The 23419-nt window shown below is 62.5% G+C and carries 18 protein-coding genes and 2 riboswitches; of the genes, 7 read left to right on the forward strand and 11 right to left on the reverse strand.

Features of this window, described 5'->3' with window-relative positions; all coding sequences use genetic code 11:
• Positions 1-16 precede the first annotated feature (16 nt).
• The 8 genes from F0P97_RS10765 to F0P97_RS10800 all read right to left on the reverse strand — a co-directional run bounded on the left by F0P97_RS10765 (position 17) and on the right by F0P97_RS10800 (position 12525).
• A complete protein-coding gene (locus tag F0P97_RS10765) occupies positions 17-1219 on the reverse strand; it encodes an ATP-binding protein (RefSeq protein ID WP_182286701.1) in 1203 nt (400 codons plus the stop codon).
• Positions 1216-5052: a cobaltochelatase subunit CobN gene (cobN, locus tag F0P97_RS10770; protein WP_182286702.1), complete on the reverse strand. Its 3837-nt coding sequence runs from the start codon at positions 5050-5052 to the stop codon at positions 1216-1218. The genes F0P97_RS10765 and cobN overlap by 4 nt, the downstream gene beginning before the upstream one ends.
• 62 nt (positions 5053-5114) lie before the next feature.
• On the reverse strand, positions 5115-6161 hold the full coding sequence (gene cobW / locus F0P97_RS10775) for a cobalamin biosynthesis protein CobW (RefSeq protein WP_182286703.1): 1047 nt from the start codon (positions 6159-6161) through the stop codon (positions 5115-5117).
• A gap of 33 nt (positions 6162-6194) precedes the next feature.
• Positions 6195-7016, reverse strand: a complete 822-nt coding sequence (locus F0P97_RS10780; protein ID WP_232538196.1) for a (2Fe-2S) ferredoxin domain-containing protein — start codon at positions 7014-7016, stop codon at positions 6195-6197.
• Positions 7013-8083, reverse strand: coding sequence for an ABC transporter substrate-binding protein (locus tag F0P97_RS10785; RefSeq protein ID WP_182286704.1), 1071 nt, complete (start codon positions 8081-8083; stop codon positions 7013-7015). Before F0P97_RS10785 ends, F0P97_RS10780 begins: the two co-directional genes overlap by 4 nt.
• The gene (locus tag F0P97_RS10790) at positions 8083-10107 is read right to left on the reverse strand and encodes a TonB-dependent receptor (RefSeq protein WP_232538198.1); all 2025 of its coding nucleotides are present in this window, start codon (positions 10105-10107) and stop codon (positions 8083-8085) included. The genes F0P97_RS10785 and F0P97_RS10790 overlap by 1 nt, the downstream gene beginning before the upstream one ends.
• Positions 10108-10358: 251 nt before the next feature.
• Positions 10359-10617: riboswitch (cobalamin riboswitch) on the reverse strand.
• Between the two features lie 49 nt (positions 10618-10666).
• Positions 10667-11464: an ABC transporter ATP-binding protein gene (locus tag F0P97_RS10795; protein WP_182286706.1), complete on the reverse strand. Its 798-nt coding sequence runs from the start codon at positions 11462-11464 to the stop codon at positions 10667-10669.
• Entirely contained in the window at positions 11461-12525 is a 1065-nt protein-coding gene (locus tag F0P97_RS10800) for a FecCD family ABC transporter permease (RefSeq protein ID WP_182287172.1), read from the reverse strand. Before F0P97_RS10800 ends, F0P97_RS10795 begins: the two co-directional genes overlap by 4 nt.
• 269 nt (positions 12526-12794) lie before the next feature.
• Positions 12795-13039, reverse strand: a riboswitch (cobalamin riboswitch).
• 328 nt (positions 13040-13367) lie between these two features.
• Between F0P97_RS10800 and F0P97_RS10805 the strand changes: the two genes are divergently transcribed.
• Both F0P97_RS10805 and F0P97_RS10810 read left to right on the forward strand, forming a co-directional pair.
• Positions 13368-13862 carry a DUF2721 domain-containing protein gene (locus F0P97_RS10805; RefSeq protein ID WP_003062966.1) on the forward strand — a complete coding sequence of 165 codons (495 nt, stop codon included), beginning with the start codon at positions 13368-13370 and terminating at the stop codon, positions 13860-13862.
• A gap of 14 nt (positions 13863-13876) precedes the next feature.
• A complete protein-coding gene (locus F0P97_RS10810; RefSeq protein WP_182286707.1) occupies positions 13877-14206 on the forward strand; it encodes a hypothetical protein in 330 nt (109 codons plus the stop codon).
• Between the two features lies 1 nt (position 14207).
• On the opposite strand, the gene F0P97_RS10815 is transcribed toward F0P97_RS10810, so the two are convergent.
• Complete coding sequence (locus tag F0P97_RS10815) at positions 14208-15128, reverse strand: HTH-type transcriptional regulator ArgP (RefSeq protein WP_182286708.1); 921 nt, start codon at positions 15126-15128, stop codon at positions 14208-14210.
• 91 nt (positions 15129-15219) lie between these two features.
• On the opposite strand from F0P97_RS10815, the gene F0P97_RS10820 reads away from it, so the two are divergent.
• Complete coding sequence (locus tag F0P97_RS10820) at positions 15220-15870, forward strand: LysE/ArgO family amino acid transporter (protein WP_182286709.1); 651 nt, start codon at positions 15220-15222, stop codon at positions 15868-15870.
• Between the two features lie 59 nt (positions 15871-15929).
• On the opposite strand, the gene F0P97_RS10825 is transcribed toward F0P97_RS10820, so the two are convergent.
• The gene (locus F0P97_RS10825) at positions 15930-16238 is read right to left on the reverse strand and encodes a hypothetical protein (protein WP_182286710.1); all 309 of its coding nucleotides are present in this window, start codon (positions 16236-16238) and stop codon (positions 15930-15932) included.
• 155 nt (positions 16239-16393) lie between these two features.
• Complete coding sequence (locus F0P97_RS10830; protein ID WP_043004189.1) at positions 16394-16870, reverse strand: Lrp/AsnC family transcriptional regulator; 477 nt, start codon at positions 16868-16870, stop codon at positions 16394-16396.
• An 88-nt stretch (positions 16871-16958) separates the two neighbouring features.
• Between F0P97_RS10830 and F0P97_RS10835 the strand changes: the two genes are divergently transcribed.
• The 4 genes from F0P97_RS10835 to F0P97_RS10850 all read left to right on the forward strand — a co-directional run bounded on the left by F0P97_RS10835 (position 16959) and on the right by F0P97_RS10850 (position 23216).
• Complete coding sequence (locus F0P97_RS10835) at positions 16959-17858, forward strand: EamA family transporter (protein ID WP_182286711.1); 900 nt, start codon at positions 16959-16961, stop codon at positions 17856-17858.
• 464 nt (positions 17859-18322) lie between these two features.
• Complete coding sequence (locus tag F0P97_RS10840) at positions 18323-20245, forward strand: PrkA family serine protein kinase (RefSeq protein WP_182286712.1); 1923 nt, start codon at positions 18323-18325, stop codon at positions 20243-20245.
• A 71-nt stretch (positions 20246-20316) separates the two neighbouring features.
• A complete protein-coding gene (locus tag F0P97_RS10845) occupies positions 20317-21585 on the forward strand; it encodes a YeaH/YhbH family protein (RefSeq protein WP_182286713.1) in 1269 nt (422 codons plus the stop codon).
• A complete protein-coding gene (locus F0P97_RS10850; protein WP_003062951.1) occupies positions 21582-23216 on the forward strand; it encodes a SpoVR family protein in 1635 nt (544 codons plus the stop codon). Before F0P97_RS10845 ends, F0P97_RS10850 begins: the two co-directional genes overlap by 4 nt.
• The last annotated feature ends 203 nt before the right edge of the window (positions 23217-23419 follow it).

Here is a 23419-nt window from a genome sequence, read left to right on the forward strand (position 1 = left end):
TGCCTCCGGCCGGCGCTCAGCGCAGCGGACCGGAGGCTCGGGCTTTTTTTGCGGCCAGGGCCTCCAGGGCTGCCTGCGCCATGGCGTCGGCCTGTTGAGCCTCAAATGCGACGCTGCTCACGGCCCGAGCTTGCCCCCAGCCGGCAGGCGGCTGTTCGAGGCCCGGACCTGTGTCTTGAGGCAAGGAGCTGGTGGCGCCGGGCTCGCCGATGGCCGGCGAATGGGATGCTGGCACCTGGGTACCAGGCTCTACGCGGTCTTTGCTGTCCCTGCCGGATTGGGCTGCGGGCGCGGCTGGTGGTGTGCTGGCCGGTGTCTGCCGGGGCTGACTGGCGCTGCCCGGGTCTGGCTGGGCAGCGCGATGCTGCAGCACCAGTGGCGCGACTTCGGCCACATGGGCTGGCGTGATGCTCTGACTGCCTTGCCAGGCCGCCAGGGCGCGTGCAGCGCGCAGCATGACCAGGTCGGCCCGCAGCCCGTCGACCTGGGCGGCAATGCACTGCAGGGCCACGGCCTCGTGGACGTCATCACTCCATGCCAGCTCCGAGGCATTGCGACAACGGCTGCGGGCCTGCGCCAGCCTTTGGCGAATCTCCTGTTGCTCGGTTGCATGAGATCGGGCAAAGCCCTGGGGGTCCTGATCAAAGCGCAGCCTGGCCCTGACAATGCTGCTGCGCAGTTGCGGATCATTGGCATTGTCCAGTTGCACGCACAGGCCCAGCCGGTCCAGCAACTGTGGTCGCAGCATGCCTTCTTCGGGGTTCATGGTGCCGATCAGCAAAAAGCGCGCGGCATGGCTGTGCGAGATGCCGTCGCGCTCTATGCGATTGATGCCGGAGGCTGCCACATCAAGCAACACATCGACGATGGCATCGGGCAGCAGATTGATTTCATCGACATAGAGCACGCCATCGTGCGCCTTGGCGATCAGACCCGGAGCGAAGTCCACTTCGTGGCCAGAGAGCGCCTTGGACAAGTCCAGACTGCCGGTCACATGCTCGATGGAGGCACCTAGCGGCAGGGTGACGAAAGGCGCAGGTGCCAGCAGATCCGCCAGTGCACGGGCCGCCGTGGACTTTGCCGTGCCGCGCGGACCTCGAATCAGCACGCCGCCCAGCTGGGGCTCGATAGCGGCCAGCAACAGGGCCTGTACCAGGGTGGGCTGTCCCTGTATGGCAGAGAGTGGGAATACGGGGGGCAGATCGTGGTTCGGGCTCATTGGGAAACCTGTCCTTCCATGAATTCTTCGTGCTCCAGCATCTGGGCCAGCAGGCTCTGGTGATGTTCGCCGGGCTGCTCCCACATGCCGCGGTCTATGGCTTCCAGCAGGCGCGAGACGATATCGCCCAGCGCCTGTGGATTGTGCTGGCGCAGAAACTGGCGCACGTTCTCATCCTCCACATAGGCCTGGGTGACCATGGCGTAATGCTGGTCCGAAACCAGCGCGGTGGTGGCATCGAAGCCGAACAGATAGTCCACCGTGGCCGCCATTTCGAAGGCGCCCTTGTAGCCGTGGCGCATGGCGCCCGCAATCCACTTGGGGTTGGTGACGCGGGCGCGCACCACGCGGCCGATCTCCTCGGCCAGGGAGCGAATCCTGGCAGACTGAGGATTGCCATGGTCGCCATGGTAGATGGCAGGGTCGCTGCCGCCCAGATGGCGCACGGCTGCTACCATCCCGCCCTGATGCTGGTAGTACTCGCTGGAGTCCAGCAGGTCATGCTCGCGGCTGTCCTGGTTCTGCAGCACCACATCGAGTGCCTGCAGACGCCGCTCCAGCGCGGCGCGGGCCGGCACGCCATCGGCCTGCTGGCCGTAGGCGTAGGCTCCCCAGTGCAGATAGTGGCGTGCAAAGTCGCCCGCGTCGGTCCACTGGCCGGTACGCAGCATCTCATGCATGCTGGCTCCATAGCTGCCGGTGGGCGCACCGAAAACGCGCCACAGCGCCTGTTCGCGGGCCGCGTCGGCGCTCAGGCCCTGGTCCATTGCGGTTTGCGTGTCACGCAGCATGCGGGCGCGGATAGGGTTGTCCTCGGCGTCCTCATCGAGTTCGGCCACGGCACGTACTGCGGCATCGAACATCTGCACGACATTGGGAAAGGCATCGCGGAAAAAACCGCTGATGCGCAGCGTCACGTCGACACGCGGGCGACGCAGCCCCACGGCGGGAATGACTTCAAAGTCGGTCACGCGCTGGCTGCCGGCCGCCCATTTGGGGCGAACCCCGATCAGGGCAAAGGCCTGGGCGATATCGTCACCCCCGGTACGCATGGTGGCCGTTCCCCAGACGGAAAGACCGATGGCCTGCGGATATTCGCCATGTTCCTGCAGATAGCGCTCCAGCACGCGCTGAGCGGACTGTTGTCCCAGCGCCCAGGCGGTCTGGGTGGGGATGGCGCGGGTGTCCACGGTGTAGAAGTTGCGCCCTGTGGGCAAGGTGTCGCAGCGCCCGCGCGAGGGCGAGCCGCTGGGCCCGGGCGGCACAAAGCGCCCTTGCAGTGCACGCGAGAACTGCCGCAGCTCCTGCGGGCCGCAGGCGTCCAGTGACGGTGCAATCTGCTGCTCTATGCGTCTGAGCACCTCCTGGGTGTGCGGCCAGTCGCGGGCCAGCTCGGGCCGGGCAATGACCTGCAGGGCCAGCAACTCGAGCCGCTCGCGCGTATCGCCGCCGTGGCGCCAACTGCCGGCATCCTGCTGCTGCAGCTCGGCCGGGCGCGGGCCGTTCCAGGGGGCTGCGGCGTCCATGTCCAGGGGGTTCCAGTCCATGGCCGGCAGCAGGTCGGCTGCCAGTGCGCTGAGCAGGCCCTGCTCGCTGCCGGCATTGCCGGGATAGCGCGCCAGTGAGACCAGGGTGGATTCACGCAACTGACCTTGGGGGGAGCTGCCGAAGATATGCAGGCCATCGCGGATCTGGGTTTCCTTGAGTTCGCACAGATAGGCATCGATGCGCTCCAGCAGTTGCTCGTCGGCATCGGGCTGCGCGTCCGCCGCTTCGAGGCCGAGTTCGCGCAGCAGATCCTGGCGTCTGGCGCAGTCCAGAATCTGCTTGCGCAACAGGCCGGAGCGGCGCAGATCGACCAGCAAGGCTTCGTAGTATTCGTCCACCAGGCGTTCCAGCTCCTGCATGGGGCCGTGATTCTCGGCGCGCGTGAGCGGCGGCATCAGATGGTCGATGATGACAGCCTGGCTGCGGCGCTTTGCCTGTGCTCCCTCACCGGGGTCGTTGACGATGAAAGGATAGATATGCGGCAGCGGGCCGAGGATGGCATCGGGCCAGCATTGCTGCGACAGTGCGAGGCTCTTGCCTGGCAGCCATTCCAGATTGCCGTGCTTGCCCACATGGACCATGGCGTCCACGCCGAACACATCGCGCAGCCAGAAGTAGAACGCCAGGTAGTGATGGGGCGGCACCAGCTCGGCGTCGTGATAGCTGGTGTAGTCATTGCGTCCATCGAGCGTGCGCGCGGGTTGTATGCCCACGAAGACATGGCCCAGCTGCAGGCCGGCAATCATGAACCAGCCATCGCGCAGCATGGGGTCCTGCTCGGGCGCACCCCAGCGCTCGGCTATGGCCTGGGCCATATCGCCGGGCAGCTTTGCCAGGCGCTGTTGATAGGCCTGCAGCGAATAGCCCTGGCTCGCGGGACGCAGAGGCCATTTTTTGGGGTCGTTGGCAATGCCTTGCTGCAGCAGGCCCATCAGAGCCAGACCGGAGTCGGGTCGCGCAGCGGCATCGCCCAGCTGCCAGCCGTCAACTGACAGCTGATCCAGCAGGGCGATCACGGATTCCGGCGTATCGAGGCCCACGCCGCTGCCCATGCGCGCCTCGCTGCCCGGGTAGTTGGCCAGTATCAGCGCGGCTTTCTTCTGCGCTGCGGGCTTGCTGCGCAGACGACACCAGCGCCAGGCCAGCTCGGCAATCCAGGCAATGCGGTCGGGCTCGGCCTGGTAGCTGATCACGTCGGCTTGCGTCAGCTCGCAGCGATGAGCCAGGCCCTTGAAGCTCATGGCGCGCGTCATGATGCGGCCATCCATTTCGGGCAGCACCACCTGCATGGCAATGTCGCGCGGGCGCAGGCCCTGGCTGTCGGCCAACCAGTCTTCGCGGTTGCTGCCGCTGGCAATCACCTGCAGCACCGGGATGTCGCCCGCCAGCGCGTCGGCCACTTCACCCGTGCGCGCATGCTCTCCCAGTGCGGCAAATGCCGTGGTGTTGAGGATGATCTGCACCTGGTGGGCGATGCACAGGGAGCGCAGCGTCTGCAGACACAGCCCGTCCTTGAGCGACTCCAGAGCCAGCGGCAGTGGGTTCAGGCCGCGCGCGAGCAGGGCGTTAGCCATGGCATCGAAGGCCTCGGTATTGGCCGCCAGCAGATGCGAGCGGTAGAACACCAACATGGCGACGGGGGCGCCGGGCTGCCAGCGTGCCTGCAGGTCGTCGAGGCCCGCAAGATGCCCGGCATCGTCAGCCAGCCAGCTTTGTGGCACATGCACGGCCACGGGGGGCAGAACCCGCACGGGCGCGCCCTCGCGGCCCTGGTTCAGGCCCCAGGCTGCCGCCATGCGCAGGAACTCGCGCGCATTGCCCAGGCCGCCAGCGCGCAGATATTGCCACAGCGCGCGGCTTTGCTCGGGCTCCAGCGTTCCCTTGGCCAGCAGCTCCGGGTCTTCCTGGTTGTCGCCCGAGAACATGGCCAGCTTCTGGCCCTTGCGGCGCGCCAGCTTTTGCAGCTGCTCGATGCCGTAGGGCCAGGTGGACTCGGCTCCCAGGTGGTCGACGATGACCAGCCTGGCATGCTGCAGCACCTCGTCGATATACAGATCGAGCGAGGCGCTCTGGCGCAGATGCAGCAGATTGGCGAGCCGCAGCGTGGGCACGGACCCAGTGGCCTGGGGCTCGGCCTGCAGCCACATCCGGTAGGCATCGGCCAGCAGCGACAGCGTGGTGTCGGCGGAACTGAGCACCACCATATCGGCAGGCGTCTGGTCCAGACGGGTGATGATGCTGTCGTCTTCGACAAAGCCGCCAGGGCGGGAGCTGAGCAGGTGCATGATTCAAAAAGATAGCTTTATCCGCTTGCCAGTAAAGCGATTGAGGCTGATTTTGCTTGGATTCATGCCTGTGCGCCCAGCAAGGCCTGGCGCAGCACGGCGGCGTCCAGCTGCTTGCCGATGAACACCAGGCGCGTGGCTGCAGCTTCGCCCTCGGCCCAGGCACGGTCGAAATAGGCATCGAAGCGGCGACCCACGCCTTGCACCAGCAGACGCATCTTCTTGCCCGGCAGAGCGGCAAAGCCCTTGACGCGCAGCACGCCATGTTGCTCCACGATGGACTGCAGGGCCTGCATCAGGCGCTCGCGGTCCACGGCACCCAGGTCGAGGTGCAGGGAGTCGAAGGCATCGTGGTCGTGGTCTTCGTCATGGTCGTGGTGGCTGTGCTTGTCGTCGATCGACAGCTCGGCGGCGCGATGCTGGCCCAGCAGCACGTTCAGCGGCACCTGGCCCTGCACGGCTTCGATCATCTTCACGCTGGCCGGTACTTCATCTGCCACCAGGGCACGGACCTGGCCGAGCTGTTCGGCCGTGACCAGATCGGCCTTGGACAGCACCACCAGGTCGGCGGCCGAGAGCTGGTCTTCGAACAGCTCATGCAGGCTGGCGTCATGGTCCAGATTGGGGTCGGCCTGACGCTGTTCATCGACGGCATGCGGATCATGGGCGAACTGGCCGGCAGCCGCAGCGGGCGTGTCGACCACGGTGACCACGGAATCGACGGTGAAGACATTGGCAATGTCGGGCCACTGGAAGGCCTGGACCAGGGGTTTGGGCAGGGCCAGACCACTGGTTTCGATCAGCAGCACATCAATGTCGGCGCGGCGTTCGGCCAGGGCCTTCATGACGGGGAAGAACTCTTCCTGCACGGTGCAGCACATGCAGCCGTTGGCCAGCTCGTAGATTTGTCCATCGGCACCGCCTTCTTCCTTGCAGCCTATGGCGCAGGTCTTGAGGATTTCGCCGTCAATGCCCAGTTCGCCAAACTCGTTGACGATGACGGCCACGCGCAGACCCCTGGCCTGTTCCAGGATATGGCGCATGAGCGTGGTCTTGCCGCTGCCGAGAAAGCCGGTGACGATGGTGGCGGGGATCTTGGTGGTTTGCATGGATCTATCTCCGGTAGAGGAAAGCAAGAGAAATCAGGGGCGCTTCAAGGCGACCGGCCCGTGGACATGGCGTTCCGCATTGACGCGGTCATGCAGCACATGGCCCGTGAGAGTGGCCAGCATGCTGTCGGCATCCATGGGACCGTACCAGACGCCATCGGGGTAGACGATCATCAGCGGACCATGGTTGCAGGGGTACTGGCAGCCGGTCTGCAGCGGCTGTAGCTGGCTTTTCAGTCCCGGGGTTTCGCGTATCGTGCGCGTCAGCGTGGGCCATAGCTGCAGCGCTCCCTTGGCAGCGCAGCGCGGGCCTACGCACCACAGCACATGATGGCGGTGCTCGGGCACCAGCGACCAGCCTTTGGGGTCGTGCTCCCATGGATCGTCGCCCAGCACCTCGGGCACATCGGGCTGGCGCAGTGCTTCTTCCACGGACCGCGCCAGTAGCTCGGTCAGCCCGGGCAGCTGCAACAGCGGCTGACCAAAAACCAGGCGCGGTGAGGGCTGTGAGGAATCACGTGCTGCACGCCAGCGCATGATGAGCTTGTGCAGCCAGCGGCGCAGCGACGCCTCGTCGGGCACCATCACGGGCAGGATCAGGATGGTCCATGAGGTGGCGCACAGGTCCAGCGCCTCGTTCAGCGTGGGCTGGGCGCGGTCCACATAGGCGGTGCTCACCTGCTGCACAGGCTTGCCCGCAGCAGTCATGGCCGTTTCCAGCCGTGCGGCCAGGTCGTTCAGCTCTGTCAGGCCCGCGCTATATGCGCCGCCACGGCTGAGCAGGATGATGGACAGCGACATCGTCGCCGCTGTCTGTGCGTCTGCGAGCTGTTGCATGGCAAGGGATGCCTTCACGGCAGCTCTCCTGCAGAAAACTCCACGCGCTGAACGCTGATCTTGCGCTCGGGGTGCAAGGCGGCTGCCAGGCGCTGCGCGGCTTCGATATTGCGCGGGCCGGGCGTGGCCTCGGCATAGCTCATCACGAAGAACCGGCGATTGCGAATGGCGGAAACCGCTTCAAGCTCCTTTTTTTGCAGCAGGAAGTCGATCTTGCCCTGAGCATCGGGCTGGCCGTAGTCAATGATCACGATCCACTCGGGGTCGCGCTCGATCACGTCTTCCCAGTTGCCGCGCTGCCAGTTCTGGCTCAGGTCTGCAAAGATATTGCTGGCACCGGCTTCGTCCAGCATGGCTTGCGGCATGCCGAAGTGGCCGACGGTGACGGGAATCTCCTGGCCGCTGTCGTAGACAAAGACGCGCGGCGCCGTGCGATTGCCTTGCATCTGCTGGCGCAGCAGGGCCTGGGAGGCCCGCAGCTTGTCTATGCGTGGCTGGGTCTGCTGGAGGACGCCAAATATGCGGCTGATGTTCTCCATGTCCAGCAATGCATCGTCCAGTGCGATGCGCTCGCGCTTTTGCACGCGGATGCAGGACTCGGACAGCACATAGGAGGCGATGCCGTGGCTGGCCAGGCGCTCCGGGGTCACTGCACCTTGGCGAAAGCCATAGCTCCAGCCGCCAAAGACAAAGTCGGCTTCGGCGCCCAGCAATACCTCCAGATTCAGGCCCTGGGATGAAAGATCGGGCAGGCGCTGCAGCCAGGGCTTGAGCTGGGGGCTGATCTCCTTGCTGGAGGGGATGCCCGAGTAGCCGACCAGGCGCCGGCCCAGGCCCAGATAGAGAAAGCTCTCGGTGATGTTGACGTCGTGGGTGACGGCGCGCTGGGGAACCTTGTCATAGCGCACGGTCTGCCCACACACCGGCAACTCCAGCGCTGGCCGATGCTGGCGCGTCGATACTGCAACCGCCTGCGGCTCGGGTGCTTTGTCGCAACCGGCCAGCAGCAGCGAGGCGGCCAGCAGCGCCGAGGCGCAGGGGCGATTCAAGCCAATAGCTTGCATGGCAACAGGCCTGCGCAGCATCAGAAGCGCATCACAGCGGACAGCTCCACGCTGCGGCCGCGCCCCAGCAACCATTGATTGCTGCTTTGGGCCGATGTGGCGTAGAGGCGGTTGGTCAGGTTGCGGCCCACCAGACGCAGCGTGGTGCGCGGGTTCATATCCCAGCTCAGCACGGCATCGGTCACTACATAAGAGGGCAGGCGGGTGGTGTTGGCGTTGTCGGAAAAGCGGTCGCCCACGTAGCGCAGGCCCAGCGAAGCCTGCCATGGGCCGGTGCGGTAGTGGCCCCAGAGGTTGGCCGTCACGCGCGGCACGTTGCTGGGGCGGTTGCCTGTACGGTCCACCCCCTTGCTGCCTTCGAGCAGACGATCGAACTTTGCATCCACATAGGACAGATTGCCTTCGAAGCGCAGTGTCTTGCTGGCATGGATGAGGCCGGTCAGCTCCAGCCCCCTGGACGACTGCTTGCCGCCCTGAACCGATAGTGCCGGACGATCGGGGTCGCGGGTGATGATGTCGTCCTTGACGATGCGATAGGCCGCCACGGTCCATTCGCCACGCCCATTGGGCAGCTGCTGCTTGTAGCCGACTTCGATCTGGCGGCCCTGGCTGAGGCTGAAGCCCGATTGCGACTGGGCAATCGACAGCAGGCTGGTGACGGGGTCATGGCCGGTGCTGGTCTGCACATAGGCGCTGCTGAGTGCATCGAACTTGTGAGTCAGGCCCAGGCGCCAGGAGGTGCCGTTCAGCGGCTTGTCAAAACCCGATCCGTCCTGAATATTGTTGCGCGAGAAGGCATACCAGTCGCGGCGCATGCCGGCCATCAGCAGCCACTGTTCGCTGATCTTCCAGGCATCTTCGAGATACAGCGCATTCTGGCGGATGCTGGAGTTCATGCGCGGCAGATAGGCGTCGGGGCTGTCCCAGTAGCCATGCTGCGGCTCGAAGGCCGAAACCGTGGACTGACCGGTGTAGGGCGAGTTGCTGCTGCTGGTGAACTGGGCGTTGGAGATGTCCCAGCCCATGGCGATCTGGTGGCTGGCGGCCTTGAGGTCTAGCCCCATGCGATTGCCCGTCTGCTGCACATCGTGGCCGATTTCCAGATAGTCGGATCGCCCCACCTGGCCAGTGGCCGGCTGGTAGTCGTAAGCCTCGATATTCTTCCAGTGGCGATCGGACCTGAAGTGATAGAGCTCGTTGCGCACTGTCAGCGTGTCACTGGCACGCCATTGGGCCTTGGCGCGAAAACGCTGGTCCTTGAACTGATCGATGGCATCGAGCACGTTGTAATTCTTTTTGCGCAACTCCCTGACGATCTGCCCGTCGACCACGGGTGTGCCGAAATAGCGCTCGGGCTTTTGCTGGCTGATGTCGGCGCTCAGGTCCACGGTCAGATCGCTGCGCGGCGTCCAGCGCAGTGCGCTCATCAGCTTGCCGCTGCTGGCCTTGCCCAGCTCGCGCTCGCCGTCGGTGCGGTCGCCATAGGCATCGAGCCGGTAGCTCAGGGTCTCGCCCAGTGCGCCACTGGCGCCGATGCCGGCGTAGGCCCTGCCGTGGCTGCCTGCTCCCAGCAGCACTTCGGTGGAGCGCTCGCGGCTGGGCTGCTTGCGGATGGCGTTCATGGTGGCACCTGTGGTGCCGCTGCCATACATCAGCGATGCGGGGCCGCGCAGCACTTCGATGCGCTCATAGCCCCAGCTGTCGCCCGGATAGTTGACGGTGCCCGAGGCCACGCCCAGCATGATGCCGTCCTCGGCAATGCCGATGGAGTTCACTCCACTGAAGCCGCGACTTGAAAAAGACAGCCCGCCATTGCCAGGGGCGCCCGATGCGCTCAGGCCTACGGTGCGGGTGACGGCGTCGGAGACCCGGTAGTCAGCACGCTCGTCGATCTGCAGCGAAGACACGCCGCTGACACTGGCAGGAAGGTCCAGCACGGGTACATCCACATGGGACGCCGTGGTTGCCGGCTGGCTGGTCTGCAGCTCATGCGAGGGCAGACGGTTTTCCCGCACTGTGACTTCGGGCAGGGACTGCTGGGCCATGCCGACGGCGGGACAGAGCAAAAGCAGCTTGAGTGCGGTGCTGCCTAGATGGCGCAGCTGAGGCTTGGAGTTGAGGGCGGAATGAAGAGCAGCAGAGGTTTGTGGATGAGAGCACATATCACGAGGCCGAAACTGCCTGAAGGGATAGCTGTGCCGCAGACAGGTCCGCCTTTTTCAGGCATGACGCAATCCACTTTCTGGCCGCTATCCGCACCCCGCAGACAGTTTTCGTAAAGACCGCCCAGAGGGGCGGAGTTGAGTCATCGGCAGGCCGGTCTCCGGGCTCACAGGCAATTCATTGCTGAACTCACGACTCGCCTTCCCGGAAGATGCAGACCGTCGCGAGGCGAGGGGCCGGATCATGTCCAGTGGCTGCAAGCGCCGATGCGCTCGCATGAGTGTGTTGACCTGTTTACCGTTGCGGGGGCAGCCAAGGCTTCCTGAGCTTGCGATCAGACCTTGTTCCCGTTTCACTCGCTTCAAGCGAGCACCTTCCGAAACGAAGCGCCATCAAGGCGCCGCGAGAGTTTATCAGCCCCTGGGCGAAACGCAGAGGGATTTAGAGCAACTCGTCCGGCATGAACTCGATCAGCGGTTTGCCGCTGCGCTCGGCGATGCGTACCTGGGCACGTACTCCATAGACTTCGGCAATGGTCTGCTCGGTCAGCACCTGGGCCGGCGTGCCCTGTGCCACCAGTTCACCTGCCTTGAGCAGGTACAGGCGGTCGCAGTAGTGGGCAGCCAGTGGCAGCTCGTGCAGCGCGGCCAGCGTGGTCAGGCCCAGGCTGCGGATCAGGTTCATCAGCTCGAACTGGTGGCGTACGTCCAGGTGATTGGTGGGCTCGTCCAGCACCAGCAGCCTGGTCTGCTGGGCCAATGCCCTGGCCATGAGCACGCGCTGCTTCTCGCCACCTGACAGGGTGGAGAACATGCGCTGTGCCAGCGACTGGGCCTGGACCTGGGCCAGGGACTGGGCGACGATGCGAAAGTCTTGCTCGCTGTCCCGGGCGAAAGATCTCTGGTGCGGCGTGCGACCCATGAGCACCACATCGCAGACGCGCAGATCGAACTCGCTGGCGTTTTCCTGGGTCAGCACCGCCATGGAGCGGGCATTGTCGCGAGCGCTGCGCTGCCAGACGTCCTGTCCGTCTATGCAGACCGTACCGCTCGCAGGCCTGAGCATGCGGTAGATCATGCGCAGCAGTGTGGACTTGCCGCTGCCGTTGGGGCCGAGCAAGCCGACCAGTTCGCCATGCCGGATATGCAGGCTGATGTCCTTGACAATGGAGGCGGCCGCCGTCTGCCAATGCAGGCGGCTGGCCTCCAGCAGGCAGGAAGAGCTGGGTGCGGAACTCACGGATTGTCCTTTTCCCGCACGCTCTTGCGGCACAGCATCCAGACAAAGAATGGGCCGCCCAGCAGCGAGGTGATGACACCCACGGGTACTTCGGCGGGGGCGAAGCTGATGCGCGAGAACACATCGACCCAGATCAGGAAGATGGCGCCTGTGAGCGCTGCCACAGGCAGCACGCGCCGGTGCTCGGAGCCGACCAGCATGCGGGCGACATGGGGCACGATGAGGCCGACAAAGCCGATCGGACCTGTCAGCGCCACCAGCACGCCCGTTACCATCGAGACCAGGACAAATAGCCAGCGCCTGGTGCGGGTGGTGTCCACCCCGAGCGTGGCGGCGGTCTCTTCGCCTGCCAGCAGCGCATTGAGCGAGCGGGCCTGTGCCAGCAGCAGGACCACGCCAGCCGCCAGCAGGGCGGCCGGCAGGCCCAGCTCCTGCCAGCGGGTTCCTGCCAGGCTGCCCAGGGTCCAGGTCAGCACGGAATTGGCCAGCTCGCGCTGATCGGCCGTCAGCACAATCAGGCTGGTAACGCCGCCCAGGCAGTAGGCAATGGCCACGCCACCCAGAATGAGTCGCGATGCCTGCAGTCTTCCATTGGCATGGGCCAGTAAGTACACGGCCACACAGGCCAGCAGCGCACCGCTGAAAGCTCCCAGTGGCAAGGCCAGCTCGCCGGCAAATGCCAGTGCGCCGAAGGCCAGCACGCTCACGGCCCCGACCGACGCACCGGATGAAACGCCCAGCAGATAGGGGTCGGCCAGCGGATTGCGCACCATGGCCTGCATGGCCACGCCCACCAGCGCGAGGCCTGCACCGGTCAGGGCAGCCAGCAATACGCGCGGCAGGCGCACACGCCAGACAATCTGGTATTGGGCGCTGCTCCAGCTGCCCGAAGGCCAGTCCAGGCCCAGGCGCTGACCCAGCTCATAAGCCGTGATCTGCCAGGCTTGCCCGGGGGCGATCCGTACCGGCCCCAAGGTGATGGCCAGAGTCAGGGACAGCAGCAGCACTGCCGTCAACATGGCCAGCCATAGCTTCAGCTGATGGCGTTGCTGGACGAACATCTGTGTCAACGGCTGGGTCATGGCTGCAGCCGGGCGGGGCTCCAGGCCGGGCAGGGCAGGGTGCCGTCGGAATCGGCAAAAGGCATGGTGCCAGCAGGTCCAAGGCGCAAGGCGCAAGCCTGTGCAAGGTGTCTCATTGTCATCAGCCAAGGCAGACGGTCTGCATGCTGGTGACGAGATCGGGCGGAGGGCGGGCCTCGCAGCCTGTTGCCGTCACGCTGCTCCCCGCAGACGCTCGTTGCACATGCCGACTGCCGGAACTGGGCCCGGGCGGTCAGCGCTCAACAGGCCGGTATCCGGGCTGGCAGATTGCGCGAGGCATGTCACTTCGCCTTCCCGGCGTTGTCGCGCGCCTCGTCGAAGAGGCCACGTAGAACGCCAGTGACGGGCTTGTGCAAGCGCAAAAGCCATGAAGTGGTTTGATCTGCTTACCGTTGCGGGGGCAGCCAAGGCTTTGAACCTTGTTCCCGTTTAACCCGATGAAGCACCGGGCACCTGTCGCATGGAGAAAAAGCCTGCAGCACCGCAGTGCCGAGACTTGTTTCAGCGAAAAATTATATAGCAGCGCATCCAGACATCGTCTGGGAGATATGGGCGACTCCTTTGAGGCGGCGAGGCGCAGAGACGGGGGCAGCCGTCGCGTTCAGCGCGACGCCGGTGCTGGAAGGCACGAAGTTCATGCCCTGTGTCGACACTGTCTGCGATCGATATCCGATCTCCAAACAGGCTGTAGTGGCCTGAAATGTCGGTGGCGGCTGTTTTTTGAGTGGTCGCAGTCAAAACTGAGCTGACATTTGTGCATAAAAATAGCGGCTGAGACAGCCCCTGATTTTGAGGACACCATGAGCATCTGGTCCATCGACGCACAGACCGTCACCCACAGCATTCAGCTCGCTGTTGCGCCGGTTTTTTTTCTGACTGCCGTGGCCGGCATGATTGGCTCCGTTGCGGGGCGGCTGGCCCGCATCATTGACCGCGCCCGCAAGCTGGAGGAAAGCCTGCGCACCCTGGACGATCACGATCTGATCGCGCGCCACCTCAAGGAGCTGCATTTTCTGCGCGAGCGCGGGCGGCTGGCCAATGTCTCCATCGCGCTGCTGACACTGTGCGGCATGTGCATAGGGCTGACCATCGTGCTGCTGTTCGTGGGTCAGGCCTACGGCGTCAGCGGCCACGGCTATGCCGTTTTCAGCTTCCTGCTGGGGGTGCTGGCCTTTGTGCTGGCGCTGTGCTGCTTTCTTTGGGAGACCATCATGGCAACACGCATTCTGGACTTTCATATGCTCACCCAGGCCAGGGCGGCCGTGCGCCATGTGGAGTCCGAGCATCGCCCCTGATTGCGCTGCGAGACATGTTTTTCCTGCCTCTGATCCTGGTACCCATCGTCTTGCTGATGGCACTCTCTCGCCTCTATCAGATTCCCGTGCAGCTGCGCTCGGGCCGGCTACGGTTGGTCGAGCGCGGCAGGCCGGGCTTGCGTCTGGCCACCTTGCTGGCCTATGTCGGCCTGCTGGCAGGCAGCGGGGCATTGCTTGCGGCCTTGGTGTATGCAAGCTTTTTCGCGGCCGACCGGTGGCCGGCCTATCTGCACCTGGCCCCTTGTCTTGCGCTTTATCCCTTGCTGTATCTGGCGTCCGCATGGGTGTTCTATTACGGCCTGAAAAAGCCTGCTGCAGACTGAGCTAGTCCTGCATGGGTTCCAGCCAGGCAGCTGCGGCATGGATGATGCAGTCGGTCAGGCGTTGAAGGCTGGCCTGGGCATTGCGGGTATGGGCCCAGTACATGGGGATGTGGAGGTCTCTGCCCGGAAGCAGTTGCATCAGATCGCCACTGGCCAGTTGTGAGGTGATCAGCTGGGCCGGGTGCATGCCCCAGCCCATGCCCAGTTCCACGGCACGGGTGTAGCCCTGGTTGGATGGCAGAAAGTGACGCGCATTGTTGCGCCGTCCGTCCAGCCCCAGGCCGTGCAGCCATTGGTCCTGGAGGCTGTCCTTGCGGCCGTAGTACATCATTGGCGCCTTGGCCAGCATCTGGGCCCGCTCCCGGTCTGACTCGGCTTGGGCCAGGTGACGCTGCACAAACTCCGGGCTGGCCACGGCGATATAGCGCATGCGGCCCAGGGGCCAGGTGTTGCAGCCAGCAATCGCAGAGCCCGTGGCCGTGACGGCGGCCATGACTTCGCCTTCCTTGATGCGTTTGGCCGTGTGGTCCTGGTCGTCAATGCTGATGTCCAGCAGTTCGTTGCCGTCCTGCGTGAAGGCCGCCATGGCATCCATGAACCAGGTTGACAGGGAGTCGGCATTGACCGCCAGCTTTAGCGTGGGCAGGGCGGTCTGTCCTTCCGGGATCAGCTCGGGGTTCTTGCGGCGCAAATCGTTTTCCAGCAGCGCTACCTGCTCCACATGCAGGCACAGGCGTCGGCCGGCCTCCGTACCGGTGCAGGGCGTGCCGCGCAGCACCAGCACCTGTCCCACGCGTTCTTCGAGCAGCTTGATGCGCTGGGAGATGGCGGAGGGTGTGACATGCAGCTTGCGCGCCGCACGCTCGAAGCTCCCCTCGCGCAATACGGCGGCAAGTGCTTCCAGTCCTGCATAGTCAAGCATTAGAGTTTCTTCATTGGATTGAGTAAATGTAATTTTACTTAATTGATGCGCAGAGCAAGAATCCGGGCCGGTTTGGAGGAGTCAGCGGCTCATGGATATGACAACTAATTTTTATTCCGCCTGGATTGCAGGCTTTACGGTGTGCGCTTCGCTCATTGTTTCCATCGGCGCCCAGAACCTGTATGTGCTGCGCCAGGCAGTACAGGGCGAGCATGTGAAGGCCTGCGTGGCTCTGTGTGTGCTCAGCGACGGGCTGCTGGTTGCGTTGGGGGTGGCCGGCATGGCGCAGATGCTGACCAGCTATCCGGCATTGGCTCAGTATCTGACGCTGGGCGGAGCCGCATTCCTGCTGGCCTATGGCCTTTTCGCCTTGCGGCGCATGTGGCTGGCCCCGGATGCGGCCATGGAGATTGGCGGGCGCAGGGCGGCGCCGCGCGGGATGACGAGCGTGCTGGCTGCGCTGGCGGCCATCACCTTGCTCAATCCCCATGTGTACCTGGATACGGTGTTGCTGATGGGCTCGATTGGCGCCCAGCAGGAGGGCGCAGGCCGCTGGTCCTATGTGATGGGGGCGGCCTCGGCCAGCTGCCTCTGGTTTGTGCTGCTGGCGATGGCGGGGCGCCGTCTCAAGCACCTGTTTGCCAACCCCGGTGCCTGGCGCGTCATGGATGGCATCACCGGTGTGATGATGCTGGGTCTGGCCTGGTGGGTGGCGAGCAGCGCTTTGGGAATGGAGGTTTGAGTCTCAAGCTGTGCCTGCACCAAGCATTGCAGACTCTTTCACACACTCGTCTTGGCTTTTCAAGCCTCTGCAGCCTGCTCCCACAGACCCACGGCTTCGATGAGGTTCCAGCTATTGCATTCGATGCGGTAGTGACCTGTGGCTCCGGTTTTCTGGCTCTGGCCCTCGATCACCACAATATGCTTGCCATGACGCCGGGCTTCTGAGATCGGGCGGATCTTGTCGTAGTTGTGCTTCTCGGCAATGTCGCCACGAAAGGCAATCGTCACCTGCTCGCGCCGGGGGAAGTAGTCCTTGGCATATTTGTTCAGGGTGCGATCGGCAACCAGCGTGGCCATATCGGGCGAGGTGGCGGAAGAAGCGTTCATCGTGTCTCCTCAAGAGTGGGCTCTTGTTGTGCGCAGAATCTGAGCCGGTTTATGACGCAATTGTTGCATTTTGTTTCCGGTGGCGCCAGTGCCAGTCCCCATGGCAGATGGCAGCCCTCGTTCTGCATCAAATCGGGTCGCACTGCCGAACTGCCTTATGGCGCGGACAGCGGCAGCTGCAGCCCTGTCTTGATGCGCTCCAGCGCGATCGAGGTGCTGTAGCGGCGAATGTTCTCGTCACCTTCGAACAGGCGTTTGCAGATGGCCTGGTAATCATCCATGTCGGTTGCCGTGACGACCAGGATGTAGTCGGTTTCGCCCGTCACATAAAAGCATTGCTGCACCGCCGCTTCGTCGGCGATCCTGGCCCTGAAGCCGCGCGACAGGTCCGGCCTGTCGTTGACCAGCTGTACGGTAATGATCGCGGTCAGCGTACGGCCCACCTTGACGGGCTCCAGCACGGCCACGTTGGCGGCAATCACCCCGGTTTCCTGCAATCGCTTGATGCGCCGCTGCACGGCAGGGGCCGAGAGGTTGATGTGCTCCGCAATCAGGCGCTGTGGCATGAGGTTGTCACGCTGGAGCAGGGCAAGAATCGCGTGGTCAAAGGAGTCCAGGTCGGCAGCAGGCATGGTGTGGGATGGGTTGAGAGCGAAACTTGCAGATTCAATGCTGAAAACGAGCAAATTTCGCGGGTGACATGCAATATCGTACTCACCTATGTCAAAGAACAGCTGGAATCATTGGTGGCCCGTGTTGGCCGTGTTGGGATCGGTCACTGCACTCGGGCTGGGGACTTCGCTGGCCAAGCAGCTTTTTCCCCTGATCGGTGCCCAGGGCACATCGGCACTGCGAGTGGGCTTTGCAGCGCTGATTCTGGTGTGCGTCTGGCGGCCCTGGCGCTGGTCGCTCAACCGTCAGCAGGCACAGGCTCTGCTGGTTTTCGGCATGGCGCTGGGCGGCATGAATCTGATGTTCTACATGGCGCTGCGCGATATTCCGTTTGGCCTGGCCGTGGCCATCGAGTTTTCAGGGCCGCTGGCCGTGGCCATCTACTACTCACGCCGCGCACTGGACTTTGTCTGGCTGGCGCTGGCGGTTGTCGGCCTGGCACTGATTCTTCCTCTGGGCGGCAATGCTTCGGGCCTTAACCTGTCGCCGGTGGGCATTGCCTGCGCGCTCGGGGCCGCCATCTGCTGGGCCTCCTACATCGTGCTGGGACGCAGACTGGGCCATATCCCCAGCGGCCAGGCCGTCTCCCTGGGCTTGCTGTGCGCGGCGTTGGTGGTGGTGCCGTTTGGTGTGGCCGAGGCCGGGCTCAAACTGCTGACGCCGTCGATCCTGCTGTTCGGGCTGATGGTGGCGGCCATCTCCAGCGCCTTGCCTTACTCACTGGAAATGCTGGCTCTGCGCCGTCTGCCGCCTGCCACCTTCGGCATCGCGCTGGCAACCGAGCCAGCCATTGCAGCACTGATGGGCATGCTGCTGCTCAGCGAGAACCTGACGGCCACGCAGTGGACCGCCATTGCCTGCATCATGGCTGCAGCCATGGGTAGTGCCGTTATGCGGCCAGGCGCCAAATCACCCGCAGTGGATGCTTCTGCAGCTACTTCCGGATGAATACCCATGCTATGAAAAGAGATGCTGTTAGCGCTTGCTCATCAATGCTTTGCTGAAATATTTCTAGTGAATAACCCTTGAAATTTAAGCAGCAAGCTCTTTTTTCTGTAGCTGCAATGGTTCTAAACGCTGCTTGTTCAGCGTTTTTTATTACCACCTCGACTGCCTGTAAATCGATGTTCCGATCAGTTTTTCGAGTCGTCGAAATCTTGAATGATGGCAGATAGATAGGGGGCTTTGTTGCTTCAACGAGAGCAGGCTTCTATGCTCATTTCGAGTCATATTTTTTGACCGATTTTTACGCTATCCGGTTTGCGGTTTTGGCTGTCGTGGCTACTGCGTATTTGTAGGAATCTCGGTCTATTCAAATTAGGAGCGAGGTGCTACAACGGATGCACACGGTAACGAATGCCTAGCAACTTTGCGGCACTGATTCGAGCCCTGGTGCCGCCACGGGAGGTCATATGGATGTCATCAGCAATTCTGCAGCACGCTACGTTCGTCTGCGTGAAGAAGAAATGTCGCTGGACGAGTACCTTAGCCTTTGCCAGCGTGATCCCATGGCTTATGCCGGAGCCTCACAGCGCATGCTGTCCGTCATCGGTGAACCCGAAATGGTGGATACCCGCAACGATCCCGTGCTGTCGCGTCTGTTTGCCAACAAGGTCATCCGCCGCTACCCCGCGTTCTCCGAGTTCTACGGTATGGAAGATTCCATCGAGCAGGTGGTGAGCTTCTTCCGCCATGCGGCCCAGGGTCTTGAGGAACGAAAGCAGATTCTCTATCTGCTGGGGCCTGTTGGCGGTGGTAAAAGCTCGATTGCAGAGCGCCTCAAATACCTGATGCAGAAAGCCCCGTTCTACGCGCTCAAGGGATCGCCGGTGAACGAATCGCCACTGGGTTTGTTCGACCCCGTGGAAGACGGTCCGGTGCTGGAAGATGAGTTCGGCATTCCGCGTCGCAGTCTGCAGCATGTACTCTCGCCCTGGGCAGTGAAGCGGCTGGAGGAGTTCGGCGGAGACATTCGCCAGTTCCGAGTGGTCAAGCGCTACCCCAGCATTCTCAAGCAGATAGGCATTGCCAAGACCGAGCCCGGCGATGAGAACAACCAGGATATTTCCAGCCTGGTGGGCAAGGTGGACATCCGCAAGCTGGAAAACTTTTCGCAGGACGACACCGACGCCTACAGCTACTCGGGCGGCCTGTGCCTGGCCAATCAGGGTCTGCTGGAGTTTGTGGAAATGTTCAAGGCTCCGATCAAGGTGCTGCACCCCTTGCTGACGGCCACGCAGGAAGGCAATTACAAGGGCACGGAAGGCTTTGGCGCGATTCCGTTTGACGGTGTGGTGCTGGCACACAGCAATGAAAGCGAATGGAAGGCCTTCCGCAACAACCGCAACAACGAGGCGTTTCTCGATCGTATCTACATTGTCAAGGTGCCTTACTGCCTGCGCGTGAGCGAGGAGGTTCGCATCTACGAGAAGCTGATCCGGGAGTCTTCGCTGGCCAACGCCATCTGCGCGCCCGGCACGCTCAAGATGATGGCTCAGTTCTCGGTGCTCACGCGCCTCAAGGAGCCAGAGAACTCCAGCATCTTCAGCAAGATGCAGGTCTATGACGGCGAAAGCCTCAAGGACACTGATCCGCGCGCCAAGAGCTATCAGGAATACCGCGACTACGCGGGCGTGGACGAGGGCATGGAGGGCATCTCCACCCGCTTTGCCTTCAAGATACTGGCCAAGGTCTTCAATTACGACAGCACCGAAGTGGCGGCCAACCCCGTGCACCTGATGTATGTGCTGGAGCGGCAGATCGAGCGCGAGCAGTTCCCGGCCGAGCTGGAGACCAAGTACATAGGTTTCATCAAGGAATATCTGTCCCAGCGCTATGCCGAGTTCATCGGCAAGGAAATCCAGACTGCCTATCTGGAGAGCTATAGCGAGTACGGCCAGAATATCTTTGACCGCTACGTCACCTACGCCGATTACTGGATTCAGGACAGCGAATACCGCGATACCGATACCGGCGAGGTGTTCGATCGCAATGCGCTCAATGCCGAGCTGGAGAAGGTGGAAAAGCCGGCCGGCATTGCGAATCCCAAGGACTTCCGCAACGAGATCGTCAACTTTGTGCTGCGGGCCAGGGCCAACAACCAGGGCAAGAACCCCAGCTGGACCAGTTACGAGAAGCTGCGCGTGGTGATCGAGAAGAAGATGTTCTCCAACACCGAGGAGTTGCTGCCGGTCATCAGCTTCAACGCCAAGGCCAGTGCCGAAGATGCGCGCAAGCATGAGGACTTCGTCACTCGCATGGAAGCCAAGGGCTATACGCCCAAGCAAGTGCGTCTGCTTTGCGAGTGGTATCTGCGCGTGCGCAAGAGCAGCTGACAGTGGTGTCGGTGGCCCGGCGCGGCCACCGGCAGGACGGTTGAGGACAGCCCCTTGAGATGGGAGCACAGATGGCACTGCATATCATCGACCGCAGGCTCGCAGGCAAGAATAAATCGGTGGGCAACCGCGAGCGGTTTGTGCGGCGTTTCAAAGAGCAGATCGCTGAGGCGGTGCGCAAAGCCGTGTCTGCGCGCGACATCCGCCACATCGATCAGGCGGAAAGCATCACCATTCCGAAAAAAGACATTCAGGAGCCGGTCTTCAGGCATGGGCAGGGTGGTATCCGCGATATGGTGCTGCCCGGCAATCGCGAGCATGTGCGTGGTGATCGCATTGCCCGGCCGCCTGGTGGAGGTGGCGGCTCGGGATCGCAGGCCAGCGATAGCGGTGAGGGGCAGGACGACTTCACTTTCACCTTGACCAAGGAAGAGTTCATGGAGCTTTTCTTTGAAGATCTGGCCCTGCCGCGCCTGCTGCGCAACCACATCGGCAACACCTTGCAATACAAGACAAGGCGCGCCGGCTACAGCCATGACGGCACGCCCAGCAATCTGGCGCTGGTGCGCACCATGCGCGGTGCCCTGGGGCGGCGCATTGCGCTGACCAAAGCTTCGCACCGTGAGCTCAAGGTACTGGAAGAACAGCTTGAAACTCTGCTGGCGCAGGATGACGGCACCAGTGAGGCAGTAGCCGAGTTGCAACGCCGTATCGATACCTTGCGTGAGCGTATCGGCGCAGTGCCTTTCCTGGAACAGCTGGATCTGCGCTTTCGCAATCGCAGCAAGGTGCCCGTGCCCAGCAGCCAGGCCGTGATGTTCTGTGTGATGGACGTGTCCGGCTCCATGGACCAGGAGCGCAAGGAGCTGGCCAAGCGCTTTTTCATCCTGCTGTATCTGTTTCTCACCAGGCATTACGACAAGATCGAGATTGTTTTCATCCGCCACCACACACAGGCCGCAGAAGTCAGCGAAGACGAGTTCTTTCACTCCACGGAAAGCGGCGGCACGGTAGTCAGCAGCGCGCTGGTCCTGCTCGAACAGATCATCAGGGCCCGCTACCCGGTCAATGACTGGAATATCTATGTCGCCCAGGCCAGCGATGGCGACAACTTCAGTGACGACGGCGGCAAATGCCACAGCCTTCTGGCCGAGAGAATATTGCCGCTGGTGCGCTACTACGCCTACCTGCAAGTGGTGCTCGAGGAGCAGAGTCTCTGGGAAGAGTACAGCCGCCTGCTGCCGCTGTTCCCCCATTTCGCCATGCGCAAGGTATCGGCAGCCAACGAGATCTACCCGGTGTTCCGCGATCTCTTCAAGAAGGATGGGGTATCGATATGAACCTCAATCTCTATCCCGTGCTGGATCTCAGCGCCAGCAGAAAGGCCGGAAATTCGCATGCCCAGGGCGAGCCTCGCTTTCGCGATGTGCCGCAGGCACCTTTGATGGCATCCCAGCGACCGGCGTCTCCCTTGCCCGACCCCAGCGACTGGACTTTCGAGCTGATCGAGCAGTATCACGCGGCGATTGCGGCCACGGCTGAACGCTACGGCCTGGATACCTATCCGAATCAGCTGGAGATCATCACTGCCGAACAGATGATGGATGCCTATTCCAGCGTGGGCATGCCGGTCAACTACCGGCACTGGAGCTATGGCAAGGAGTTTCTGGCCACGGAGCGCCGCTACCGACGAGGTCACATGGGACTGGCCTATGAGATCGTCATCAATGCCAACCCTTGCATCAGCTATCTGATGGAGGAGAACAGCACGGCCATGCAGGCCCTGGTGATTGCTCACGCGGCCTATGGGCACAACAGCTTTTTCAAGAACAATTATCTGTTTCGCATGTGGTCCGACGCGGGCAGCATCATCGACTATCTCGTCTATGCGCGCGACTATGTGGCGCAATGCGAGGAACGCTACGGCTTCGACACCGTGGAGCAGTTGCTGGATTCCTGCCATGCGTTGTCGAATTTTGGTGTAGACCGCTATTGCCGTCCCTCGCACAAAAGCCTGTCGCGCGAGCGCGCCGAGAGAGAGGCGCGTGAAGCCTATGTGCAGCAACAGGTCAATGTGCTGTGGCGCACGCTTCCTGCCCGAAGGGACAAGGACAAGGACAGCACGACGCAAGGCAGCGAGCGTTTTCCCCGAGAGCCCGAAGAGAACATCCTCTATTTCATCGAGAAGAACGCTCCCTTGCTCGAGCCCTGGCAACGGGAGATCGTGCGCATCGTGCGCAAGATCGCCCAGTATTTCTATCCGCAGCGCCAGACTCAGGTGATGAATGAGGGCTGGGCCACCTTCTGGCATTACACATTGCTCAACACTCTTTATGATGAGGGCTGGCTGACCGATGGCGTGATGCTGGAGTGGCTTTCATCGCATACCAATGTGATCTACCAGCCGCCCGCCGGCCACCGGGCCTTCAGCGGCATCAATCCTTATGCGCTGGGCTTTGCCATGTACCGTGATATTCGGCGGATCTGCGAAAAGCCGACGGAGGAAGATCGCCGCTGGTTTCCCGACATGGCCGGTACGCCATGGCTGCCGGCTCTGCACCACGCCATGCGCAATTACAAGGACGAGAGCTTTGTCGGCCAGTTCCTGAGCCCGCACCTGATACGCGACATGCGTTTGTTCTCTCTGCATGATGACCCTGAGGAACGTGATGTTCTGGTCAGTGCCATTCACGACGAAGATGGCTACCGCACGCTGCGCCAGTTGCTGTCTCAGCAATACGACCTGGGGACGCGCGAGCCCAATATCCAGGCCTGGAGTGTGAATCTGCGTGGCGACCGCAGTCTTACTCTGCGGCATACCCAGTACCAGGGCAGGCCGCTGGCAGAAGATGCACAGGAGGTACTCAAGCATGTGGCTCGCCTGTGGGGGTTCGGCGTGCATCTGGAAAGCGTCAACGGAGATGGCGAGACACCGGTTTTGCTGCACTCGGTGCCTGCACCCTCGCATTGAGAAATCTCAGGTGGTAATTGCTTTAAGTCATTGCATGTAAAGCGCTATATGCAATCAAATTAAAAGCAAAAAGCGCTGCTACTGCAGCGCTTTTTCTGGGGCAGAACGTCAAGTGTGGCCGATGGCCGGTTCTGTCCGGCCCGGGGCCACAGCAGGTGTCTGTACCCGCCGCACCCTTCGCAGCACGACCGCCATCCCCTGTC

The organism is Comamonas testosteroni, from assembly GCF_014076415.1.
Taxonomy (GTDB): Bacteria; Pseudomonadota; Gammaproteobacteria; order Burkholderiales; family Burkholderiaceae_C; genus Comamonas; species Comamonas testosteroni_F.